Genomic DNA, 19,645 nt, shown 5'->3' on the forward strand with positions numbered 1-19,645 from the left:
CCGCCTCGGCGGGCGGAGGCCCCGCGGTGGCCCGGCGGAGGCGAGGTGTAGGGTGAGCCTCGCGTTGAACACGTTCAAAACTTAGTGGGGTCGATCGACATGATCGTGCTCGTCGACATCGTGGTCGCGGTGGGGATGCTCGTCGTCGTCCCGATGGGACTGGCCCTGATGGACGGTCCGGAGCTCACGCGGCTGCGCACCCTGTGGCCGGCGGGCGCGGCACTGGGCGTGATCGCCTTAGTGCTGCCGCGCGGCGCGACCGCGGGCGTCCTCGCCGGCGTCTACGCCCTGTTCACCGCGGCGCTGGCCCTCCAGGCACCCCGGCGGATCCTCCGCGGCCGGCCACCCCGGGAAGCACCCGGACGGCCCGCCGCCCCACCGGCCGGTTCCGGTCCGCCGCCGGGCCGCTCACCTCTCCCGCGCGAACTGGCCTTCCTGACCGCCCTCGTCACGCCGGCCATCGCCAGCACGGCCATGGTCGCGGAGCGGTCCGGGTTCCGGCTGTTCGGGTTCCGGCTGGAGACACTGCGGCTCACCGAGGCGCACTTCCACTTCGCGGGCTTCGCGGCGGCGTTGATCGCCGGCCTGGTGTGCCGGGCCGAGGGCGACAGCGCGCCGGCACGCGCGGCGGCGCTCACCGTCCCCGGTGGCACCGCCGTCGTGTTCGCCGGGTTCTTCGCCGGCGACTGGGTCCAGCTGGCCGGGGCGGCGATCCTGACCGCCGGCATGTGGCTGGTCGGCTGGCTGACCTGGCGGGACGTACGCGGGGCCGGCACGGACCCGGTCATACGGGGCCTGCTGGCGCTCTCCGCGTCCGTGCTCGCCGTGACGATGCTGCTCGCGCTGGACTGGGCGCTCGGCGAGGCGACCGGGCTGCCGCACCTGCCGATCGCCTGGATGGCCGCCACTCACGGCGTCCTCAACGCGTTCGGATTCGCGCTGTGCGGCGTCCTCGCCTGGCGGCGCCTGCGGCCGTTCCCCTCCCCCGTCGCGGTCCCCGGAGGCTCCCATGCGACAGGATGACCGTCCGGACCATTCCGACCGTTCCGAGCCGACGTACGCCGAGGTCGGCGCCACGCGGGAGGGCCCGCTGCCACCCGGCTACCACCACCTGCGGTACCGCACGCTCATCGGCCACGGACCGGACATCATGCGCGCCGCGGCCGACGACCTGCTCGAGTGGCGGATGCACCGGGCGGCGGGCGCGCGCATCGGCGGCGCCTGTACCCGGGTCCGGCCGGGCGATCGGGTCGAGGTCTCGCTCGGGATCGGCCCGCTGCGCCTGGTCGCGCCCTGCCGGATCATCTGGACCGAGGACGGCGAGCGCCGTGCCGGTTTCGGGTACGGGACCCTGCCCGGACACCCGGCCCGCGGCGAGGAGTGCTTCGTCGTCGAACGTGATGACGACGACGCGGTGTGGTTCACGGTCACCGCCTTCAGCAGGCCCGCCCGCCGGATCATGCGCCTGGCGGGGCCCGTCGCGCCGTTGCTGCAGCGCGCGTACGCCTGGGCCTGCGGCCGTGCGCTGCGCCGCCTCGCCTCGGACTCGGTCATGCCGGGGAAGTAACCGATGTGCGCCCTGCCCAGGGGGTCGCTCTGCACGGTCAGCTCAGGGCGCATATCGTCCGCGTATCGAGAATTGCATACGTGCTGACAACACGGCGCTGTCTTGACTTGAGACATGCCCTCCAGCGAATTGGGTCTGATTCACAGCGAAGCGACCACGGGCCGTCGCGCCCGGACGATGGCCGAGCCATCTTCCTCGTCAATCCCGACGACAGGAATCGCGGTCTTCGGATGCGGCCAGGAAGAAGCCGCCTTGTTCCAGGAGATGGGGGCGCGCCTCGGCTTGTCGCTCACCATCACCGAGGCCGCCGTCTGCGAGACCAACGCTGAACTGGCACGTGGCAACCGATGCATCAGCGTGAACCACAAGACTCAGATCACCGAACCCGCGCTTCTGGCACTCAGCGAAGCAGGCGTGGAATACATCTCCACCAGAAGCATCGGCTATAACCACATCGACCTGGAGTACGCCGAGCGCGTCGGCATCTCGGTCGGTAACGTCGCCTACTCACCGGGCAGCGTGGCCGACTACACGTTGATGTTGATGCTGATGGCCGTGCGCCACGCGAAATCCACCATCCGCCGCACCGATTCTCATGACTATCGACTGAATGAGACCCGCGGTAAGGAGCTGCGGGACCTGACCGTGGGCGTGGTCGGAACGGGGCGAATCGGCACAGCGGTCATCGACCGGCTGCGAGGCTTCGGGTGCCGTGTGCTAGCCCACGGCAGGCCGTCTCACGTCAGCGCCGACCACGTACCTCTGGACGAATTGATCGAGCAGAGCGACATCGTCACGCTCCATACCCCGCTCACTGCGGACACGCGCCATCTCCTCGATCGCCGACGCATCGAGCGAATGAAACCTGGCGCGTACGTCGTCAACACAGGTCGCGGACCGCTGCTCGATACCGAGGCTCTCCTGTCGGCGTTGGAGAGCGGCCGTCTGGGCGGCGCGGCACTGGACGTCCTCGAAGGCGAGGAAGGCATCTTCTACGCCGACTGCCGAAACAGGAATCTCCAGAACGAGGCCCTGGTGCGGCTGCAGCGCCTGCCGAATGTGCTGATCAGTCCGCACTCCGCCTTTGACACCGACCACGCCCTGAAAGACATCGTCGAGAACAGTCTTATCAACTGCCTGAACTTCGAGAGTGGGAGAACAGCATGAGCAGATTGAAGGTCGGAGTCATCTTCGGAGGCGCCTCCGAGGAACATCCCGTCTCCATCAAGTCAGCGCGCGAGGTCGCGAGGAACCTCGACACCGAGAAGTACGAGCCGTTCTGGATCGGCATCACGGCCGACGGCGATTGGAAACTGTGCGACGGCCCCGCCACGGACTGGGAGAACGGCAGTGCCCGTCCCGTCACGCTGTCACCTGACCGCAGCGTGCACGGTCTGCTGGTCATGGGCCAGGAGGGCTACGAGACGGTGCGCCTCGACCTCGTCTTCCCCGTGCTTCACGGCAAGCTCGGCGAAGACGGTGCGATCCAAGGCCTGTTGGAGCTCTCCGGCATCCCCTACGTCGGCTGCGACATCCAGGGCTCGGCCGTGTGCATGGACAAGTCCCTGGCCTACACCGTCGCCAAGAGCGCAGGAATCGCCACGCCGAACTTCTGGGTCGTCGCGGAGAACGAGAAGGTCGACCCCGACCGCCTCCCTTATCCCGTCTTCGTGAAGCCGGCCCGTTCCGGTTCATCGTTCGGCGTCAGCAAAGTCACCGACGAAGACGAGTTGACGAGCGCGCTGAGCGCCGCGTACCAGTACGACTCAAAGGCCTTGATCGAGGAGGCCGTGGCCGGCAGTGAGATCGGTTGCGCGGTGCTCGAAGAACGATCCGGCCTGGTCACCGGCGAGGTGGATCGCGTCGACCTCTCGCACGGATTCTTCAGAATCCACCAGGAGGACTCCCCCGAGACCGGATCGGAGAACTCGACGTTCGTCGTTCCCGCCGACATCTCCGACGAATCGCGCCGACTCGTCCAAGAGACCGCCAAGACCATCTACCGCGCCCTGGGCTGCAAGGGACTCGCCCGCGTCGACATGTTCCTCACCGACGACGGACAGGTGGTGCTCAACGAGGTCAACACCATGCCCGGCATGACGTCCTACAGCCGCTACCCGCGGATGATGGCCGCCGCGGGATTGTCGCTGTCCGACGTGATCGACCGGCTCATCTCGACGACACTGCACGGGAAAAAGCGATGAACGACGACTTCGTCCACATCGACGACTGGGTGCCGGGCGTCCGCTGGGATGCCAAGTACGCCACTTGGGACAACTTCACCGGCAAACCGGTCGACGGCTATCTCGCGAATCGTATCGTCGGCACCCGGTCCCTGTGCGCGGCCCTGGAGCAAGCGCGCGAGAAGGCAGCCTCCCTTGGCTTCGGGCTGCTTCTCTGGGACGGGTATCGCCCCCAACGCGCCGTCGACTGCTTCCTACGCTGGTCAGAACAGCCCGAGGATGGCCGGACCAAACTGCGACATTACCCGAACATCGACCGGGCGGAGATGTTCAAGAAGGGATATGTGGCCGCGAAATCGGGCCACAGCAGGGGCAGCGCCGTCGACCTGACCCTCTATCACCTTGCCACCGGTGAGCTCGTCCCCATGGGTGGCGGCCATGACCTCATGGACCCGATCTCACGGCATCAAGCTAGCGAAATCACGTCAACCGAGGCGCAGAACCGTGAGCACCTCCGTTCCATCATGGAGGACTGCGGATTCGATCCGTACGACCGCGAATGGTGGCACTACACGCTAAGGAACGAGCCCCATCCTGATGTCTACTTCGACTTTCCCATCACGTGATCAGGGTCTCCATTGTATCTCGCAGTGGGGACATCTGGAACGCAACGATGAGGTCGTCATGCGGCGAACCGGCCTATCGGGGCTGGAGGTCTTCCTGGGTGGCACCGATCCATCGCGACTGCACGACTGGGCCTCCGACGGATACCGCTCAAGCGAGGAATACCTATTCTGGTCCCGCAAGGTCTGCGGTCTAGCGTGCCTACAGTCCCTGCTGCAGGGCTGGACCGACATCCGGCTGCCGATGGGTGAACTCCTCGCGCTGGCCCTCGACTGGGGCTGCTATGTGGTGGAGCCCTCCGGCAGGGTCCAAGGACTCATCTACCGGCCGTTCATGGCCTGGGTCAGCTCACAGTTCGGATTCCACTGCGAACTGGTCGAGCACACGCCCATTCATGTATCCAGCCAGAAGGTGCGGCCCGGGCAGGTCATGATCGCGTCAGTATCACCTGAGATTCGCGACCCGAACACCCACGCGCCCCAACGTGGCGGCCACCTCGTGCTGGTCTATGCGGTCGATGACGGTGTAGTGCGGTTCCATAATCCGTCGGGCTACTCCCACAATTCAGACTCTGCGTCATTGCCCATGCAGGTATTCGAACGGTTTCACGCGAACCGCGGAATTCTGATCAGGAGGACTTCGTGATGCCAGGCGAGCCGCCACCGCGCGTCGTTGTCGCGGGTGGCCATTCGGCAGGGCACATCGAGCCCGCGATGAACTTCGCGGACGCCCTGCGCCGTCTGGAGCCCACGGCCGAGATCACCGCCCTCGGCACCGTCCGTGGCCTGGATACCACGCTCATTCCCGCCCGCGGCTACCCGCTCGAACTCATCCCGCCGGCGCCACTGCCGCGCAAACTGAACCGGGCCCTGCTGCAAACGCCGGGCAGGCTGCGTGACTCGGTGCGGGCCGCCGAGGCCGTGCTCGACCGCGTCCGGGCCGAGATCGTGGTGGGCTTCGGCGGCTACGTGGCCATGCCGGCCTACCTTGCCGCCCACCGGCAGGGCCTGCCGATCGTCATCCACGAGGCGAACGCCCGGCCCGGAGTGGCCAACCGGCTGGCGGCCCGGATGACGACGCACGTGTTCAGCGCCGCGCCAGGTGTCCGGCTGGCTCACGCCACCGCCATCGGGATTCCGCTGCGGCCGGCGATCACCGGGCTCGACCGACCCGCGCTGCGCGACACAGCCCGGCGGCGGTTCGGGCTGCGACCCGACGGGCCGGTACTGATGGTCACCGGCGGTTCGCAGGGCGCCCGGTCGATCAACGCCGCGGTGTCCGGCGCGGCTGCGGCGTTGCGAGCGACCGGCGTGCAGGTGCTGCACATCACCGGGCCACAGCACGTGGTCGAAGCGCCACACCACGACTCCGCCGACCCGCCCTACGTCGTCATGCCCTACGTAGACGAGATGCAGTACGCCTACGCTGCGGCCGACTTCGTGATCTGTCGCTCGGGAGCGATGACGTGCGCGGAACTGGCCGCCGTCGGCCTGCCGGCCGCGTACGTCCCCCTACCGCTGCGCGGCGGTGAGCAGCGGCTGAACGCCGAGCCGGTCATCGCGGCCGGTGGGGCGCTGCTCGTCGACGACGCCGACCTCACCCCGACTTGGATCGAGACCACCCTGCTCCCGGTGCTCACCGATCCCGAGCGGATCGCGGCGATGTCGGCCCACGCGTCGGCGGCCGGCGCACCGGACGCGGGCGTCATCCTGGCCCGGCACGTGCTCACCGCGGTCGCGGAGCAACGAAGTATCGCCTCGCGAGGCTTGGAGTGAACTCCCGCTTCCTACGAGACCTGCCGAGCTGTCGCGGGTAGTCGTACCGTGACGCGGAGCCCGCCGTCCGCGCGCGGGGTGAGCGAGAGCGTTCCGTCGTGCGCTTGGGTGATGCTCTTGGCGATCGCCAGACCGAGACCGGCACCTACGTGGTCGCTGCGGATGCGTTCGGTGCCGCGCTGGAACGGCTCGGTGAGGGTGGAGACCACGTGCGGGCTGAGCTTGTCGCCGGTGTTCTCTACCGTGAGCACGGCCGTCTCGGGACCGGCAACGGCGCTGACGTGAACGGTGCCGTGTTCGGGCAGGTTGTGGACGATCGCGTTGTGCAGGAGATTCGTGGTCAACTGCAGCAGGAGCGCGTGGGACCCGATGGTCGGGGTGATGTCCCCCGAGGTTTCAATGACGACGCCATGCTTCTCGGCCAGCGGGAGGAGTGTTTCGGTGGCTTCTTCCGCGATGAGCGACAGATCAACGTCATCTCGGGCGAAGGAGCGCTGGTCAGTGCGGCTGAGTAGGAGCAGTGCCTCAGTGAGGTCGATCGCTCGGGCGTTGACGACGCGGAGGCGTTCATCGAGCTCGTTGCTTTCCCGGCCCGGATCGTTGCGAGCGACGTCGAGCAAGGCCTGCGTGATCGCAAGTGGAGTACGCAGCTCGTGGGAAGCGTTGGCTGCGAAGCGCTGCTGTTCGGCGACATGCGCTTCGAGCCGCGCGAGCATGCCGTCGAAGGCGTCAGCGAACTCTCGGAACTCGTCCTTACGCCCCTCCAACTCGATCCGGTGAGAGAGCGACCCCCTCGCCGCCATGCGCGTGGCATCGGTGATGCGGGCCATCGGGGCCAGCATCCGCCCAGCCAGAAGCCACCCTCCGGCGAGACCGAACACCAGCAGGAACGCCAGCACCAGTATCGCGGCCGGGACGAAGACGGCGGGGCCGAAATTGCTGCTCGGGTCGAAGGTGCGTAGGAAGTCCGACAGATCGGGGACGTACAGGCTGTTCGGCCTTCCCCGTAGGAGGAACACCCACACGGCGGCGAGCAGCAGAGCGCCCGCGATCATGAGGAATCCGACGTAGCTGAGGGTGAGCTTGAGGCGGACGCTCAACCCAGGCGCCCTGTCCACGTTCGCCTCCCTGGCTCCCGGCGTCCGGTCCGGTGTCGATGCGGTAGCCGACGGCAGGCGGAGTCCAGCGCGGATGACCGCGGCCATGTAGGCCTCATCCTCGACGACCAGCGCACGCATTCCCTCAATCGTAGGAGCGGGGGGATATCGCCGACGTATCGAAAACCGCCGCGTACAGGCCGGCAACACGGTGCCGCCTCGGCCGGCGACATGAGCCGTCCCGCAGGTCGGATATGGCCGTCACCTGGGTGGTGATGCCGCAGCGTGGGGTCTCAATGCGCTGCCGGACGGGCTATAGGAGGAGGGATTCGCGGAGTTCGCCGCGGGTGTGGGGGCGGTGGAACGAAACTTTCATGCCCGGCGGCCTCCGCCGCACCTCGGCGGCGGTGGGTGTGGACGCGGGCCCCGCATCCATCGTCACGCAGGTCATCGCGGGTACGCGCGGCCCGAGGGCGCCGGCGCGGAGATCGCTGCGGCGCGGATGGAGGGGATCGGCTCCCCTGCCGTGGAGGGTCGTCTCGACGGGCGTGTGGGAGCGCTCCCATAATCCGGTGGGTCGGGGGCACATCGGGGTCTGAACCGCACGAATGACGTTAGGTGGTGTCATGCTCGCCCATGGAGCACGCCTGAGAACCAGATCTCTCCCGCTGGCCGTCCTCATCCTCGCCCTCATCGCCACCTTCACCGGCGGCGTCTCCGTCGCTCCCAAGGCACGCGCCGCGGGCACCGGATACTGGCACACCAGCGGCCGGCAGATCCTCGACTCCGCCGGCAACCCCGTACGCATCGCGGGCATCAACTGGTTCGGCTTCGAGACGGCGAACTACGTGGTGCACGGCCTCTGGAGCCGGGACTACAAGGACGTCCTGAACCAGATCAAGTCACTGCGGTACAACACCCTGCGCCTGCCGTACTCCGACGACATCTTCAAGTCGAGCACGGTGCCCAACGGCATCGACTTCTCCAGCGGCAAGAACGCCGATCTGCAGGGCCTCAACTCGCTGCAGGTCATGGACCACATCGTCGACTACGCCGGCTCAATCGGCCTGCGAGTCATCCTCGACCGGCACCGCCCGGACTCCTCCGGCCAGTCGGCGCTCTGGTACACCTCCGGTGTCCCGGAGTCGACCTGGATCGCGAACCTGAAGGCGATCGCGAACCGGTACGCGAACAACCCCGCGGTCGTCGGCATCGACCTGCACAACGAGCCGCACGATCCGGCGTGCTGGGGCTGCGGGGACACCTCGACCGACTGGCGGCTGGCCGCCGAACGGGGCGGCAACGCGGTGCTCTCGGTCAACTCCAACCTCCTGATCTTCGTGGAGGGCGTGCAGACCTACAACGGCGACTCCGGCTGGTGGGGCGGCAACCTCGAAGGCGCCGGCACCTACCCGGTCCGCCTCTCGGTGGCGAACCGCCTGGTCTACTCCGCGCACGACTACGCCACGAGCGTGGCCGACCAGACGTGGTTCCACGCCTCCGACTATCCGAACAACATGCCCGCGGTGTGGGACAGGTTCTGGGGCTACCTGTTCAAGCAGAACATCGCGCCGGTCTGGGTCGGTGAGTTCGGCACGACGCTGCAGTCCACCATCGACCAGCAGTGGCTCTCCGCCCTGGTGAAGTACATGGGCACGGGCACGGATTCGTTCCAGTGGACGTTCTGGTGCCTGAACCCCAACTCCGGGGACACCGGCGGCATCCTGGGCGACGACTGGACCACCGTCAACACCGCGAAGGACGCCTACCTCTCCCCCGCCAAGGCCACCGCCTTCGACCCGGTCGGCGGCGGCTCGGGCGGAGGCGACGGTGGCGGTGGCGGTGGCGGTGGCGGTGGCGGCAACGGCGGGGGTGGCGGGAGCTCGGCGTGCACCGCCTCGTACCACGTCGACAACGACTGGGGCAACGGCTTCACCGCCACCGTGACCGTGAAGAACTCCGGCACCACGGCCACCAAGGGCTGGAAGGTCACCTGGTCGTTCGGCGGCAACCAGTCCGTCGGTAACGGCTGGAGCGCCACCGTCACCCAGTCCGGCGCCGCCGTCACGGCGACCAACGCCTCCTTCAACGGCGGCCTGGGCGCCGGAGCCTCGACGTCATTCGGGTTCCAGGCGACCTACTCGGGTTCCAACTCCGCCCCCACCCCCACCTGCACCGCGTCCTGATCCCCGCGACGACCGCGCGTGGCGGGGGGGGCCCCCCCCCCCACGGAACTCCCTCCCGGCGCCGGCTGTTACGGCCAACGCAATTTCTTGCTCCCCATTCATTATTTCGCCGTGATTCTTCGGTGCATGCCGCGAAGAGGCGAGTGTGAGTGTCATGACTCTTTCGGCCGTCCACTCCCGGCCGCGCACTCCGCCGATCGCCTTCCTGTACGGGTGGCGACGAGCTCGCGGCGGCATGGATACCGAGGCGCAGCCTTCGATGGGTAGCTAATTTGTCACCTTCTGTGACTATCGTGGCGAGGAACGTGCTGGATACCGTCCGCGCATGCCCTTCGAGACCGCCGGCACCCGGCCCGCTTCCGCATCGTCCGCATCCGACGGGGCCCACCGGGTCACCCCGGAGGACGTGGCCGAGATCGCGGCGACCACCGACCCCGTGCTGCGCAATCTGCGCATCACCCAGGCGTACCACGACCTGTCGATCGGGATGGCGGCGTTACTCGGGCGGGAGAACGTCAGCTGGTGCTGCTTCGGGACCTGGGCCTCACGCACGGCCGGCCGGTTCATCCGGGGGGAGGGCATCCCGCGGATGATCCGCCTCATGGAGGTCTTCGCCCAGCGTGTCCCCGCACGTATCCAGGTGGTCGCTCCCGACCTGGTCGCTCGCGCCGTACGGCAGGTCGGCGACAACGTCGCGATCGGTAATCGCATGGTGTTCCAGGACCTGGGCCTGCTTTACGCCCGGCTGATCCAGGAGTACACCGGCGCGACCGGCGCCACCGCCCAGGACCGCGCGCTCGACCGCTGTGTGGCCGCGCTACGTCCCGGGCCGACCGAACAGGGCGGCCAGGAGCTGCTCATCGCCGCCGTGCACGGCTATCACGCCGCCATGCGCGCCCGTGGCGCAGCCGAGCGCGCCGAGCACATCCTGCTGGCCAATCTGCGGATCGGCCTGCACGAGCAGATCCGCCTGCAGGAGCCCATCGCCCAGGCGCTGCTTCCGGTGCAGGTCTCTCCGTTCACTCCGCCACCGCTGCGCATGCGCCTGGTACGGCTGTGGCGGGCGATGGCCACCGCCCACCTGATGGACGTCCGGATGCCCGCTCCCGACTTCCAGCAGACTCGCCGCCTCATCGTGCAGCGTCTGGGTGCCGACGTCGGCCGTGCCACCCCGGTAGGGGTCTTCCCACCCGACCTGGCACAGCTGTCCAGCATCGAACTCAAGGCGCTGCTGTACGACCTCGACCGTACGCCCAACGCCGTGCTGGGCAGCGCCGCCGACGACTGGGCCGAACTCGGCAACCGGATGAACTTCGTGGCCGACCTGTTCCGCGTCTGGCAGCAGACCGCGGATCTGTTCCAGCCTCCGTTCAGCAGGGACCAGGCCGAGGCCATCCGCGCCGGATCGCTCCCCCCTCCGGCCCCACCGCTGTGAACCCTCCCGTCCCACCGCTGTGAGACCTGGGCCGAACGCGCCGAATCGACTCCCCGGCCCGCCGTACGTGTCGTGTGACCGGCGTGCCGATCGCGGCGAATCGACCCTGGCCCGCCTCTACGCGCCCGGTGCCGGGCGCGTAGAGGCGGGCGGCTCAGAAGCGGGCCGGGGCGCCGAGGTCGGCGAGCGCGTGGTCGAGCAGGTCCTCCAGGGCGGGGATGTCGCGGACGGCGATCGTCCGGTCGGGCTGCTCGGGCAGCAGGTCGAGGACCGTGCGCAGGTCCCAGTACGGGTCGTGCCGGTAGCCGCCGGACACCTGGTCGAAGGAGGCCGAGAAACGGTCGGCGACCGTGACGTCGTAACGAAGCGCGAGTCCGCGGCGCATGTGGGCGATGTCGATGGCCACCGGCCCGTACGACGCGTTGGACCAGTCGACGATGCCGGTCAGGCGTCCGCCCGCCCACAGCGTGTTGTCGGGGTGGTAGTCGCGGTGGATGAAGTGCGCGGCGGCGCCCGGGGTGGGGCCGGCGGCGACGTCCAGCGCGTGCTCCCATAGCGCCGGTCGCCGGGCGTGCCGTGGCGCGAGCCGGATCTCCAGGCGGTTGTACGGGCGGTACGGCGGCATGGTCGACGCCCCGGCGACCGCGTGGACGGGCAGCAGCGCGGCGGCCAGCTGGATGAGGTACTCGGGCAGCTCCGCGCAGGAGGGGCGGGGCGGGTGGCCCGGCAGCCGGGTTATCAGCAGCGCGGGGACGTCGCAGTGCGCCCCGGAGGGGTCCGCGGCGACCAGGGCGGGGGTGGGGATGTCGCACGCGGTGAGCAGGGTCAGCGCCGCGATCTCCAGCTCGGGGGAGAAGTCGATGTCGAGGACGGGCCAGCCGGACGACGCCCAGCGACGCAGGACCAGGCGATGCACGGTGCCCGAGCGGCTCTCGGCGAGTATCGCGTGGTTGACGTGGGCCAGCCCTCCGATCATGGGCCGGACCATCTTCACCTCACTGCCGGATCCCAGGCATTTTTCGATCCAGCGCAATGTGGCGGCGCTCGGCGGATCGGAGAGCGTGGGGAAGGTCACGGCCTCCATGAAAACGGATTCGGCCGAGGATCGGTAGTGTTTTTGACGGTACGAGGTGGACCGAACGGCATGTCATGGCAGGAGCGGCAGGCAAATTGCCGCTAATAGAGCGAAAAAAGGGAAGTGGCCGCTCTGGGGTGATTTGTGAGCGGCCATCCCTTCAATCCTTGCCGTCGCGGCGCGGCCGCAGCAGCGCCTCCGCCAGCGCCAGCATCGTCTCCTCCAGCGTGACGAGCCGTTTCATCACATCCTCATGGACGGTCGTCACCTGCTTGGTCATGTCGTGCTGCACGCCGGTGACGCGCTGGGAGACGTCGTCGTGCACCCCGGCCACCTGGCGCAGGAGGTCCTCGCGGAGGATCTCCATGTGCTTGGTCACGTCGACGCGCGACGCCTCAATGATCTTCGACAGCGTCTCCTCGGTCTCGTCCCGGTCCGGTCGCGCCCGCAACTCGTCGAGGAGGGGATCGACCGCCTCGGACAACCGCTTCTCCAGGGCGTCGAACCGGTCGGTGGGGTCGATGAACGGCCGGTCGCCGATCGCGGCGACCTTGCGATGCAGCTCGCTGATCTCCAGCGTGACGGGCAGCCGGGCGATCTGCTGCTCGACGCCGTCGACGCGGTCGCAGGCCCCGTCGACCTTGGCCGCCAGCGCCGGGAAATGTCCCTCGACACCGCGAATCTTCCCGGACAGGCCCTCCAGGCGGCCGTCGATGCCGTCGAGGCGCCCGCCGACCCCCTCGACCCGGCCGTTGACGGCCTCCAGGCCCTGCTCGACCCGCTCGGCCATGTCGTGCAGTGACTGGTCGACCTTGCCGGCCACCCCGTTGATCTCGTGCTCGAGCTTCTCCGACCGGTGCCCGAGGTCGGCGAGCGTCTTGTCCAGCCGGTTGAACCGGACCGACGCGGCCTCCATCGTGCCGGCGAGCCGGTCGAGCCGCTTGGTCAGGTCGTCCATCTGCTGAGCGGCCTGCAGGGTCGCCTCGGTGATGCTCCGGCTGGAGTCCAGCACGGCCTGGATGCGGGCCAGGCCCTCGTCGACGTTCTCGGCGATGACGCCCACGTCGGCCCACAGGGAGGGCAGCTCCGCGACCGGCTTGACCTTCTCGCCCACCGACTCGATGTGCTCGGCCAGCCCCTCCGCCCACTCCGGCGGCTTGCCGTACAGCTCGTCGACCTGCCCGCGGACGGTGTCGAGCTGGGTCGTCAGCCCCGTGAGCTCGCGCTCCCGCACCTCGCGGAGCAGCCACTCTATTCCCTCCAGCCGCTGGTGGATCTCGTCCAGCAGCTGACCCGTCGAACGCTGCTCATAAACATGATCTTGCGCTGCGCGGGCGAGCAATTCTCGCATTCGGTCCGAGACCGGCTGACCCCCTGTCTGCAGGAAGTTGTGATTGGTGTCCACCCGGGTGCTCCTTCGTTTGCCGGTGCCGGAAATGGCGGCGGCGTGGATCGCGAGGAGACACTCTATTGAGCGGACCAAGGTCATCGAGCCGGAGATTAGAAATTTAGGGAAAAGAGATTATGCCCCGCACGGCAAAGCCCCCTTTTCAGGCGCGGCGATGCCGGCCCTCGTACGAGAATCCCGCCGAGGGGCCGCAGACGGCGGTGGCAGGGGATGCGCCGCGCCACATCAGGCGGTCGAGTTCGCCACGTCCGAGGAAGACCCCGCGGCAGCGGGAGCACTCCTCGAACACGATGCCGCCCCGCTGGAAGGTCACCATTCCGGCACCGCACTTCGGACACCGCAGTACGGCGTCGGCCATCGTCGCCCCCCGTCTTCGCCCGCCCCGGATCGCGGGCGCCCATCGCCGCGCCCCGGGCGCGGCCTGCCGGTCGCCAAGAGTAGTCAGCCGGACACGGTCATCACCGTGGTCTTTGCCGGACTCTGGCGTGTCGCCCCGAGCTCGCGCGCCCAGGCGATCGGCGCCCGGCCATGCGGGTCCCGGCCCGGGGAGTCTCAGGCCGCCCGGCAGATGAGGGCGGTCGGGGCGTCGCCGACGCGGGTGAGGACCAGGACACGCGCCTCGGTGCCGTCCGTGCGCAGGTCGCGGCGCAGCCGCTCCACGTCCGCCGCGAAGCCGCGCTTCATGATCGTCAGGGCGCCCGCCCGCTGGGCGCGCAGCGCCGCCCGCACCCGCTTCACGCCGAACGGCAGGACCTCCAGGATCTCGTACGGGCGCGCGAACGGCGTCGCGCGCACTTCGTCCGAGGTGATGTAGGCGATCCGCGGGTCCGCGAGGGCCCCGCCGAGCAGGGCCGCGACCTCGGCGACGAGGTGGGCCCGGACGACGGCGCCGTCGGGTTCGTACAGAAAACGTCCCCACCCCGCTACGGGCGGCGGTCCGAGCGCGGGGTCGGCCGCCAGGGTCGCCGGCTCCCGGTCCTGCCGCAGGAGCGTCGCCCGGCGCGGCGTGCCGCCCGCCAGATCGCCGAGCCACAGCGCCGCCTCCTTCACCTCCCCGCCGTCGGAAATCCACTCGGCCTCCGCGCCCGGCGGGACCGCCTCGTGCGGGATTCCCGGCGCGACCTTGACGCAGGCGCCCGGCGCCCGGCCGGCGAGGTCCAGGACCGTGCCGAGCGGCGGGAGGTACGCCTCCGGGTCGAACACCCGCCCGCGGGACGTGCGACGGCCGGGGTCGGCGAAGACGGCGGCGTACCCGCCGGGGTCCTGCGCGGCGGCGTCGCCACGCCGTACGTCCGCCAGGTCCGTGCGGCCGAAGGCGCGGAGGTTGGCCCGCGCGACCTCGGCGGTGAGGGGGTCGAGCTCGACGCCGGTGCCGCCGATGCCCGTACGGGCGCGGGCGAGCAGGTCACCGCCGATGCCGCAGCCGAGGTCGAGCACCCGGCCTCCGGGCGGGAGCCGGTCGGCGAACCGCCGTGCGCGGTACCGGGCGACACTGGCCCGGGTGGCCTGTTCGAGGCCCTGGGGAGTGAAGTACATCCGCTCCGCGTCGGCGCCGAACTTCGCCCGGCCGCGCTCCCGGAGCCGGGCCTGCGTGAGCGCCGCGCCGACGAGCCCGGCCGGGTGACGGGCGCGCAGGCGGGAGACCATGGCCGGCAGGGTGCGCTCGTCGGCGCCGGCGGCGCCGATCTCGCCGAGCAGCTCCTGGCCCTCGGGAGCGAGAAGCTCCCGGAACGCGGCGATGTCCACCCGATGACGGTAGCCCTCTGGGACCACTCACCGCGCACCTGACCACCGGCGAAACCCCGCAAACGCCACATATAACGACAGGTGGGCGGCACGCGGGGGCCCGTGTTGACGGGTTCCCGGACCCCGGCATAATCTCCAACTGGCACTCTCCCTACGAGAGTGCCAATCAAGCGACAGGCTGGTCTGGCACCCGCGACGGCAGGCCACCGTGGTCGCGTCTCCAACATGCGGCTGGCCGATCTGGTCGGCCGAGGATACGCAATCGAAGGGGAAGGTCAGATCGTGTCGACCGCCACCAAGGTTGTTCTCAAGCCGCTCGAGGACCGCATCGTCGTCCAGCCTCTCGAGGCCGAGCAGACCACCGCGTCGGGTCTCGTGATCCCCGACACGGCCAAGGAGAAGCCCCAGGAGGGCACCGTCCTCGCCGTCGGGCCGGGTCGCTTCGACGACAAGGGCGAGAAGCGCGTCCCGCTCGACGTCAAGGTCGGGGACGTCGTCCTCTACAGCAAGTACGGCGGCACCGAGGTCAAGTACAACAACGAGGAGTACCTCGTTCTGTCGGCCCGCGACGTGCTCGCCGTCGTCGAGAAGTAAGACCCGAACAGATGCGCCGCCCCGGTCCAGCCCGCGTCAGGGCGGCCGGGGCTGTGCACGTCCACGGACATTCCTACTTGGAGCTTCCCAATGCCGAAGATCCTGGAGTTCGACGAGGGAGCGCGCCGCGCCCTTGAGCGTGGCGTCAACGCCCTCGCGGACGCCGTCAAGGTGACGATCGGCCCGCGCGGCCGCAACGTCGTCATCGACAAGAAGTGGGGCGCCCCCACCATCACGAACGACGGTGTCACCATCGCGCGTGAGGTGGAGCTCGACGACCCGTACGAGAACCTCGGCGCGCAGCTCGCCAAGGAGGTCGCCACCAAGACCAACGACATCGCGGGTGACGGCACCACCACCGCGACGGTCCTGGCGCAGGCGCTCGTCCGTGAGGGGCTGCGCAACGTCGCCGCCGGCGCGTCGCCGATCAGCCTCAAGCGGGGCATCGACGCCGCCGCGAACCACGTCGCCGAGCAGCTGCTCAAGTCGGCCCGCGAGGTCACCGACAAGGAGTCGATCGCGCACGTCGCGACCATCTCCGCCCAGGACGCCAAGATCGGTGAGCTCATCGCCGAGGCGTTCGACAAGGTGGGCAAGGACGGTGTCATCACCGTCGAGGAGGCCCACACGATGGGCCTGGAGCTGGAGTTCACCGAGGGTCTCCAGTTCGACAAGGGCTACCTGTCGCCGTACATGGTGACCGACCCGGAGCGGATGGAGGCTGTCCTCGAGGACGCCTACGTCCTCATCTACGACGGCAAGATCTCCAACGTCACCGAGTTCCTGCCGCTGGCCGAGAAGGTCGCCCAGACCCGTAAGCCGCTGCTGGTCGTCGCCGAGGACGTCGAGGGCGAGGCCCTGGCGCTGCTCGTGCAGAACAAGATCCGCGGCACGTTCGTCAGCGTCGCGGTGAAGGCGCCGGGCTTCGGCGACCGCCGCAAGGCGATGCTGGAGGACATGGCCATCCAGACCGGCGGCCAGGTCGTCACCGAGGCCGTCGGCCTCAAGCTCGACACCGTCGACCTCGACGTGCTGGGTCGCGCTCGGCGGGTCACCGTCACCAAGGACGCCACCACGGTCGTCGACGGCGCGGGTGAGGCGGCCGCGATCGAGGACCGGATCCGCCAGATCCGCCGCGAGATCGAGGGCAGCGACTCCGACTGGGACCGCGAGAAGCTCCAGGAGCGCCTCGCGAAGCTGGCCGGGGGCGTCTGCGTCCTGCGCGTCGGCGCCGCCACCGAGGTGGAGCTGAAGGAGAAGAAGCACCGCCTCGAGGACGCCATCTCCGCCACCCGCGCGGCGATCGAGGAGGGCATCGTCTCCGGCGGCGGCAGCGCGCTGGTGCACGTCTCCAAGGAGGGCTTCGACGCCCTCGGCCTGTCCGGTGACGAGGCCACCGGCGCGGAGGCGGTCCGCCGCGCCCTGGTCGAGCCGCAGCGCTGGATCGCCGAGAACGGCGGCTGGGAAGGCTACGTCGTCGTCTCCAAGGTCGAGTCGCTGCCGATCGGCTCCGGCTTCAACGCCGCCACCGGCGAGTACGGCGACCTGATCGCCCAGGGCGTCATCGACCCGGTCAAGGTGACCCGCTCCGCGGTCAGCAACGCCGCGTCGATCGCCGGCATGCTGCTCACCACCGAGGCCCTCGTCGCCGACAAGCCCGAGGAGGAGCCGGACGCCGCCGCGGGCGGCCACGGCCACGGCCACGGTCACTGATCATCCGCGGCGCGCCTGACGGATTCCGCCGGTGACGGTGGATCCGTCAGGCACACCCGGGCCGCGACCCGCGGCCGACCGATCATATGGATGCCCTCGTCACGCGCCTGGCGAGGGCATTCGTCATTCCCATGAACGTTCAGTGACCACGAACGTGTCGATTGTCACACTGAGCGACCGCAATCGCGTTGGGATCAGCACTGTGACCATTCCGTTGTCGTCAACGATGCAGACAGGCGCGATCTCGGTGGGCATCATGCTTTCGTGACCGAGGGAGCGATCGCCGGGGCCGCGGTTCGGGGTGCCACCGCCGAACTACGGGGGAGACGACCGGCTAAGGCGGACGACAACGACCTCAGGGAACTCACGAGCCTTGCCGTTCAGGGAGACCCGGAAGCGGTCGAATCCCTGATCGGACGAGTCCGCCCGATGGTGGTGCGTTACTGCCGGGCGCGGCTGGGCCGAGTTTCGGGGCAATATCACATCGCGGACGACGTCGCCCAGGAGGTGTGCATCGCCGTGCTGGGCGCGCTACCGCGCTACCGCGACATGGGGCGGCCTTTCGCGTCGTTCGTCTTCGGCATCGCGTCGCACAAGATCGCCGATGCGATGCGCAGCGCGATCCGGGCCGCCGTGCCGACCGAGGACCTGCCCGACGGCCCCGACGAGGGCCCGGGACCCGAGGAGACGGTCGTCCGCTACATCGAGGCCGAGCACGCGCGGGATCTTCTCGACCGCTTGCCGGACCATCAACGGGAATTGGTCCTCCTACGGGTGGTGGCGGGTCTGTCCGCCGAGGAGACCGGTAATGTACTGGGCATGTCAGCCGGGGCCGTACGCGTCGCCCAGCACCGGGCTCTCGCCCGTCTTCGAGCGATGGCGAGTGAGGAGTCGATCGCTTGACCGGTGGGGGTACCGCCACTCCCGAGCCGCTCGACCTCAGTGAGATCACCCGCAGCGGCGATCTGTTCGACGCCTTGGCCACGCGCCGCGTCTCCATCGATCCGGGCTCCGGATCCACCGTTCCGGACGATCCGGCCGCCCGCCTGCTGGCCGCGCTGGTCGCCGACGTCGACACCGGCGCGCCGCCCCTGCCCACCCCGGCGCCCGCCCGTGTCCCGTGCACGGGAGCCAAGACCTCGGGACGCCCCGTCGTCCGGGCGTTCGTCACCTTCAGCGCGGTCGCGGTCATGCTGACGACGGCCGGCGCCGCCGTCGCGGGCGGCGGAGGTGACGGCGGGCCGAGGTCTCACGCCCCGTCGGCGAAATCCAAGATCACGGAACGCTCCAAGGCCCGTATCCAGACCATCGTCCGGGCGCTTCCCAGCGGACCTCGCCCCACCCCTGCGGCCGGTACGGCCAGTCCTGCCCCGTCCCCGTCGAAGGCGTCCGGGGCGCACGCCCCGGCGAAGGAGGAGCGTGGCTCCGGTCTCGCGGGACGCCCGGCGAACCGGCCGGTCACGCCCGGAGGCCGCCCCACCGGCGGTCCCTCTCCGACGCCGACCCCGACCCCGTCCCCGGGTACGGGCGCGCCGACCGGCTCACCCTCGCCGGTCTCGACCCCGTCCGCCACCCCGCGGCCCAGCGGGAGCACCACCCGTCCGGACCGGCCGCGGCGCCGGGCCGCCTCGTCGAACACGGACACGAACACGGACACGAACACGGACGCGAACACGGGCACGCTGCGCCAGAGGCGCGGCGACCACCGCTGAGCCGCCGCGCGGAGCGCGCGGGTCAGCTCGACTGGCCTTCTTCGCTGTCGATGACGCCGTCGACGTAGCCGCGGGCGTACTCCCAGCTGACGTAGTCCTCCGGGGCGGCGGCGAGGGCCGGCTCATGGACGCGGGGGAGCCCCTCGTCGAGCAGGTGGCGCAGGTTGCCGTGCAGGAGGTCCCAGTCGATGTGGTGGGCCCGGCCGCAGTCGCCGCAGTCGACGGTCAGGCCCTTGATGCCGAGAGGTTCCAGCAGGGCCCGGAAGACTTCGAGATCGGCGAGGTCGGCCAGCACGTCCTCCCGCTCCGTCGTGCTCAGCGGAGCGGTCTCGTCGCTCGGGTCCCCGAGCGCGGCCGCCGGGTCCTCGGGATCGTTCGCGAACGGATCGAGCGGAGCGTCATCGTGCACAAACCCACGCTACCCGAGTATCGGCCGCCGATTCGTGCCTTGTCGCCGTGCTTGGCCGGGCGTTCGACAGGGGCCACTAGGATGAGGAGAACGCTCCGCTGATCAGGCCCGACGCCGTGAC

At 69.5% G+C, this 19,645-nt stretch carries 19 protein-coding genes; 13 read left to right on the forward strand and 6 right to left on the reverse strand.

Going from position 1 to position 19,645, the window contains the following annotated elements; all coding sequences use genetic code 11:
- Nucleotides 1-84: 84 nt before the first annotated feature.
- The 7 genes from NE235_RS20410 to NE235_RS20440 all read left to right on the forward strand — a co-directional run bounded on the left by NE235_RS20410 (nt 85) and on the right by NE235_RS20440 (nt 6,149).
- Nucleotides 85-1,023 (forward strand): YndJ family protein, encoded by a 939-nt coding sequence (locus NE235_RS20410; protein ID WP_252805325.1) that lies wholly within the window; start codon nt 85-87, stop codon nt 1,021-1,023.
- A complete protein-coding gene (locus NE235_RS20415; RefSeq protein ID WP_252805327.1) occupies nt 1,010-1,567 on the forward strand; it encodes a DUF1990 family protein in 558 nt (185 codons plus the stop codon). The genes NE235_RS20410 and NE235_RS20415 overlap by 14 nt, the downstream gene beginning before the upstream one ends.
- Before the next feature lie 177 nt (nt 1,568-1,744).
- On the forward strand, nt 1,745-2,734 hold the full coding sequence (locus NE235_RS20420) for a D-isomer specific 2-hydroxyacid dehydrogenase family protein (protein ID WP_289848968.1): 990 nt from the start codon (nt 1,745-1,747) through the stop codon (nt 2,732-2,734).
- On the forward strand, nt 2,731-3,771 hold the full coding sequence (gene vanA / locus NE235_RS20425; RefSeq protein WP_252805329.1) for a D-alanine--(R)-lactate ligase: 1,041 nt from the start codon (nt 2,731-2,733) through the stop codon (nt 3,769-3,771). Before NE235_RS20420 ends, vanA begins: the two co-directional genes overlap by 4 nt.
- On the forward strand, nt 3,768-4,376 hold the full coding sequence (gene vanX / locus NE235_RS20430; RefSeq protein ID WP_252805331.1) for a D-Ala-D-Ala dipeptidase VanX: 609 nt from the start codon (nt 3,768-3,770) through the stop codon (nt 4,374-4,376). The genes vanA and vanX overlap by 4 nt, the downstream gene beginning before the upstream one ends.
- A 58-nt stretch (nt 4,377-4,434) precedes the next feature.
- Entirely contained in the window at nt 4,435-5,019 is a 585-nt protein-coding gene (locus NE235_RS20435) for a peptidase (RefSeq protein ID WP_252805333.1), read from the forward strand.
- Entirely contained in the window at nt 5,019-6,149 is a 1,131-nt protein-coding gene (locus NE235_RS20440) for a UDP-N-acetylglucosamine--N-acetylmuramyl-(pentapeptide) pyrophosphoryl-undecaprenol N-acetylglucosamine transferase (RefSeq protein ID WP_289848945.1), read from the forward strand. Before NE235_RS20435 ends, NE235_RS20440 begins: the two co-directional genes overlap by 1 nt.
- An 11-nt stretch (nt 6,150-6,160) precedes the next feature.
- On the opposite strand, the gene NE235_RS20445 is transcribed toward NE235_RS20440, so the two are convergent.
- A complete protein-coding gene (locus NE235_RS20445) occupies nt 6,161-7,387 on the reverse strand; it encodes a sensor histidine kinase (protein WP_289848946.1) in 1,227 nt (408 codons plus the stop codon).
- 485 nt (nt 7,388-7,872) lie between these two features.
- On the opposite strand from NE235_RS20445, the gene NE235_RS20450 reads away from it, so the two are divergent.
- Complete coding sequence (locus NE235_RS20450; RefSeq protein WP_289848947.1) at nt 7,873-9,432, forward strand: cellulase family glycosylhydrolase; 1,560 nt, start codon at nt 7,873-7,875, stop codon at nt 9,430-9,432.
- 325 nt (nt 9,433-9,757) lie between these two features.
- Nucleotides 9,758-10,867 carry a hypothetical protein gene (locus NE235_RS20460; RefSeq protein ID WP_252805337.1) on the forward strand — a complete coding sequence of 370 codons (1,110 nt, stop codon included), beginning with the start codon at nt 9,758-9,760 and terminating at the stop codon, nt 10,865-10,867.
- A 154-nt stretch (nt 10,868-11,021) separates the two neighbouring features.
- Here the strand turns inward: NE235_RS20460 and NE235_RS20465 are convergent, their stop codons facing one another.
- The 4 genes from NE235_RS20465 to NE235_RS20480 form a co-directional block, all read right to left on the reverse strand.
- Entirely contained in the window at nt 11,022-11,843 is an 822-nt protein-coding gene (locus NE235_RS20465) for an aminoglycoside phosphotransferase family protein (protein ID WP_252805339.1), read from the reverse strand.
- Nucleotides 11,844-12,102: 259 nt separating this feature from the next.
- A complete protein-coding gene (locus NE235_RS20470; protein WP_252805341.1) occupies nt 12,103-13,347 on the reverse strand; it encodes a coiled-coil domain-containing protein in 1,245 nt (414 codons plus the stop codon).
- A gap of 145 nt (nt 13,348-13,492) precedes the next feature.
- The gene (locus NE235_RS20475) at nt 13,493-13,708 is read right to left on the reverse strand and encodes a TFIIB-type zinc ribbon-containing protein (protein WP_289848948.1); all 216 of its coding nucleotides are present in this window, start codon (nt 13,706-13,708) and stop codon (nt 13,493-13,495) included.
- Between the two features lie 194 nt (nt 13,709-13,902).
- Complete coding sequence (locus NE235_RS20480) at nt 13,903-15,096, reverse strand: class I SAM-dependent methyltransferase (protein WP_252805344.1); 1,194 nt, start codon at nt 15,094-15,096, stop codon at nt 13,903-13,905.
- Nucleotides 15,097-15,378: 282 nt separating this feature from the next.
- Here NE235_RS20480 and groES point away from each other — a divergent pair, with 282 nt between their 5' ends.
- The 4 genes from groES (at nt 15,379) to NE235_RS20500 (ending at nt 19,115) form a co-directional block, all read left to right on the forward strand.
- On the forward strand, nt 15,379-15,690 hold the full coding sequence (gene groES, locus NE235_RS20485) for a co-chaperone GroES (protein WP_425542373.1): 312 nt from the start codon (nt 15,379-15,381) through the stop codon (nt 15,688-15,690).
- Between the two features lie 90 nt (nt 15,691-15,780).
- Complete coding sequence (gene groL / locus NE235_RS20490) at nt 15,781-17,403, forward strand: chaperonin GroEL (protein WP_252805346.1); 1,623 nt, start codon at nt 15,781-15,783, stop codon at nt 17,401-17,403.
- 264 nt (nt 17,404-17,667) lie between these two features.
- A complete protein-coding gene (locus NE235_RS20495; protein WP_406567607.1) occupies nt 17,668-18,306 on the forward strand; it encodes a sigma-70 family RNA polymerase sigma factor in 639 nt (212 codons plus the stop codon).
- Entirely contained in the window at nt 18,303-19,115 is an 813-nt protein-coding gene (locus NE235_RS20500; RefSeq protein ID WP_252805347.1) for a hypothetical protein, read from the forward strand. The genes NE235_RS20495 and NE235_RS20500 overlap by 4 nt, the downstream gene beginning before the upstream one ends.
- Before the next feature lie 22 nt (nt 19,116-19,137).
- On the opposite strand, the gene NE235_RS20505 is transcribed toward NE235_RS20500, so the two are convergent.
- Nucleotides 19,138-19,524, reverse strand: a complete 387-nt coding sequence (locus NE235_RS20505; RefSeq protein ID WP_252805349.1) for a DUF5319 domain-containing protein — start codon at nt 19,522-19,524, stop codon at nt 19,138-19,140.
- Between the last annotated feature and the right edge of the window lie 121 nt (nt 19,525-19,645).

It is taken from the genome of Actinoallomurus spadix (assembly GCF_024055725.1).
GTDB lineage: Bacteria > Actinomycetota > Actinomycetes > Streptosporangiales > Streptosporangiaceae > Actinoallomurus > Actinoallomurus spadix.

Coding starts and splice junctions, on each gene's coding strand:
- NE235_RS20435 (WP_252805333.1), top strand. CDS start 4,435: ATGCGGCGAACCGGCCTATCGGGGCTGGAGGTCTTCCTGGGTGGCACC.
- NE235_RS20445 (WP_289848946.1), bottom strand. CDS start 7,387: ATGCGTGCGCTGGTCGTCGAGGATGAGGCCTACATGGCCGCGGTCATC.
- NE235_RS20420 (WP_289848968.1), top strand. CDS start 1,745: ATGGCCGAGCCATCTTCCTCGTCAATCCCGACGACAGGAATCGCGGTC.
- vanX (WP_252805331.1), top strand. CDS start 3,768: ATGAACGACGACTTCGTCCACATCGACGACTGGGTGCCGGGCGTCCGC.
- groL (WP_252805346.1), top strand. CDS start 15,781: ATGCCGAAGATCCTGGAGTTCGACGAGGGAGCGCGCCGCGCCCTTGAG.
- vanA (WP_252805329.1), top strand. CDS start 2,731: ATGAGCAGATTGAAGGTCGGAGTCATCTTCGGAGGCGCCTCCGAGGAA.
- NE235_RS20460 (WP_252805337.1), top strand. CDS start 9,758: ATGCCCTTCGAGACCGCCGGCACCCGGCCCGCTTCCGCATCGTCCGCA.
- NE235_RS20415 (WP_252805327.1), top strand. CDS start 1,010: ATGCGACAGGATGACCGTCCGGACCATTCCGACCGTTCCGAGCCGACG.
- NE235_RS20440 (WP_289848945.1), top strand. CDS start 5,019: ATGCCAGGCGAGCCGCCACCGCGCGTCGTTGTCGCGGGTGGCCATTCG.
- NE235_RS20475 (WP_289848948.1), bottom strand. CDS start 13,708: ATGGCCGACGCCGTACTGCGGTGTCCGAAGTGCGGTGCCGGAATGGTG.
- NE235_RS20450 (WP_289848947.1), top strand. CDS start 7,873: ATGCTCGCCCATGGAGCACGCCTGAGAACCAGATCTCTCCCGCTGGCC.
- NE235_RS20465 (WP_252805339.1), bottom strand. CDS start 11,843: ATGATCGGAGGGCTGGCCCACGTCAACCACGCGATACTCGCCGAGAGC.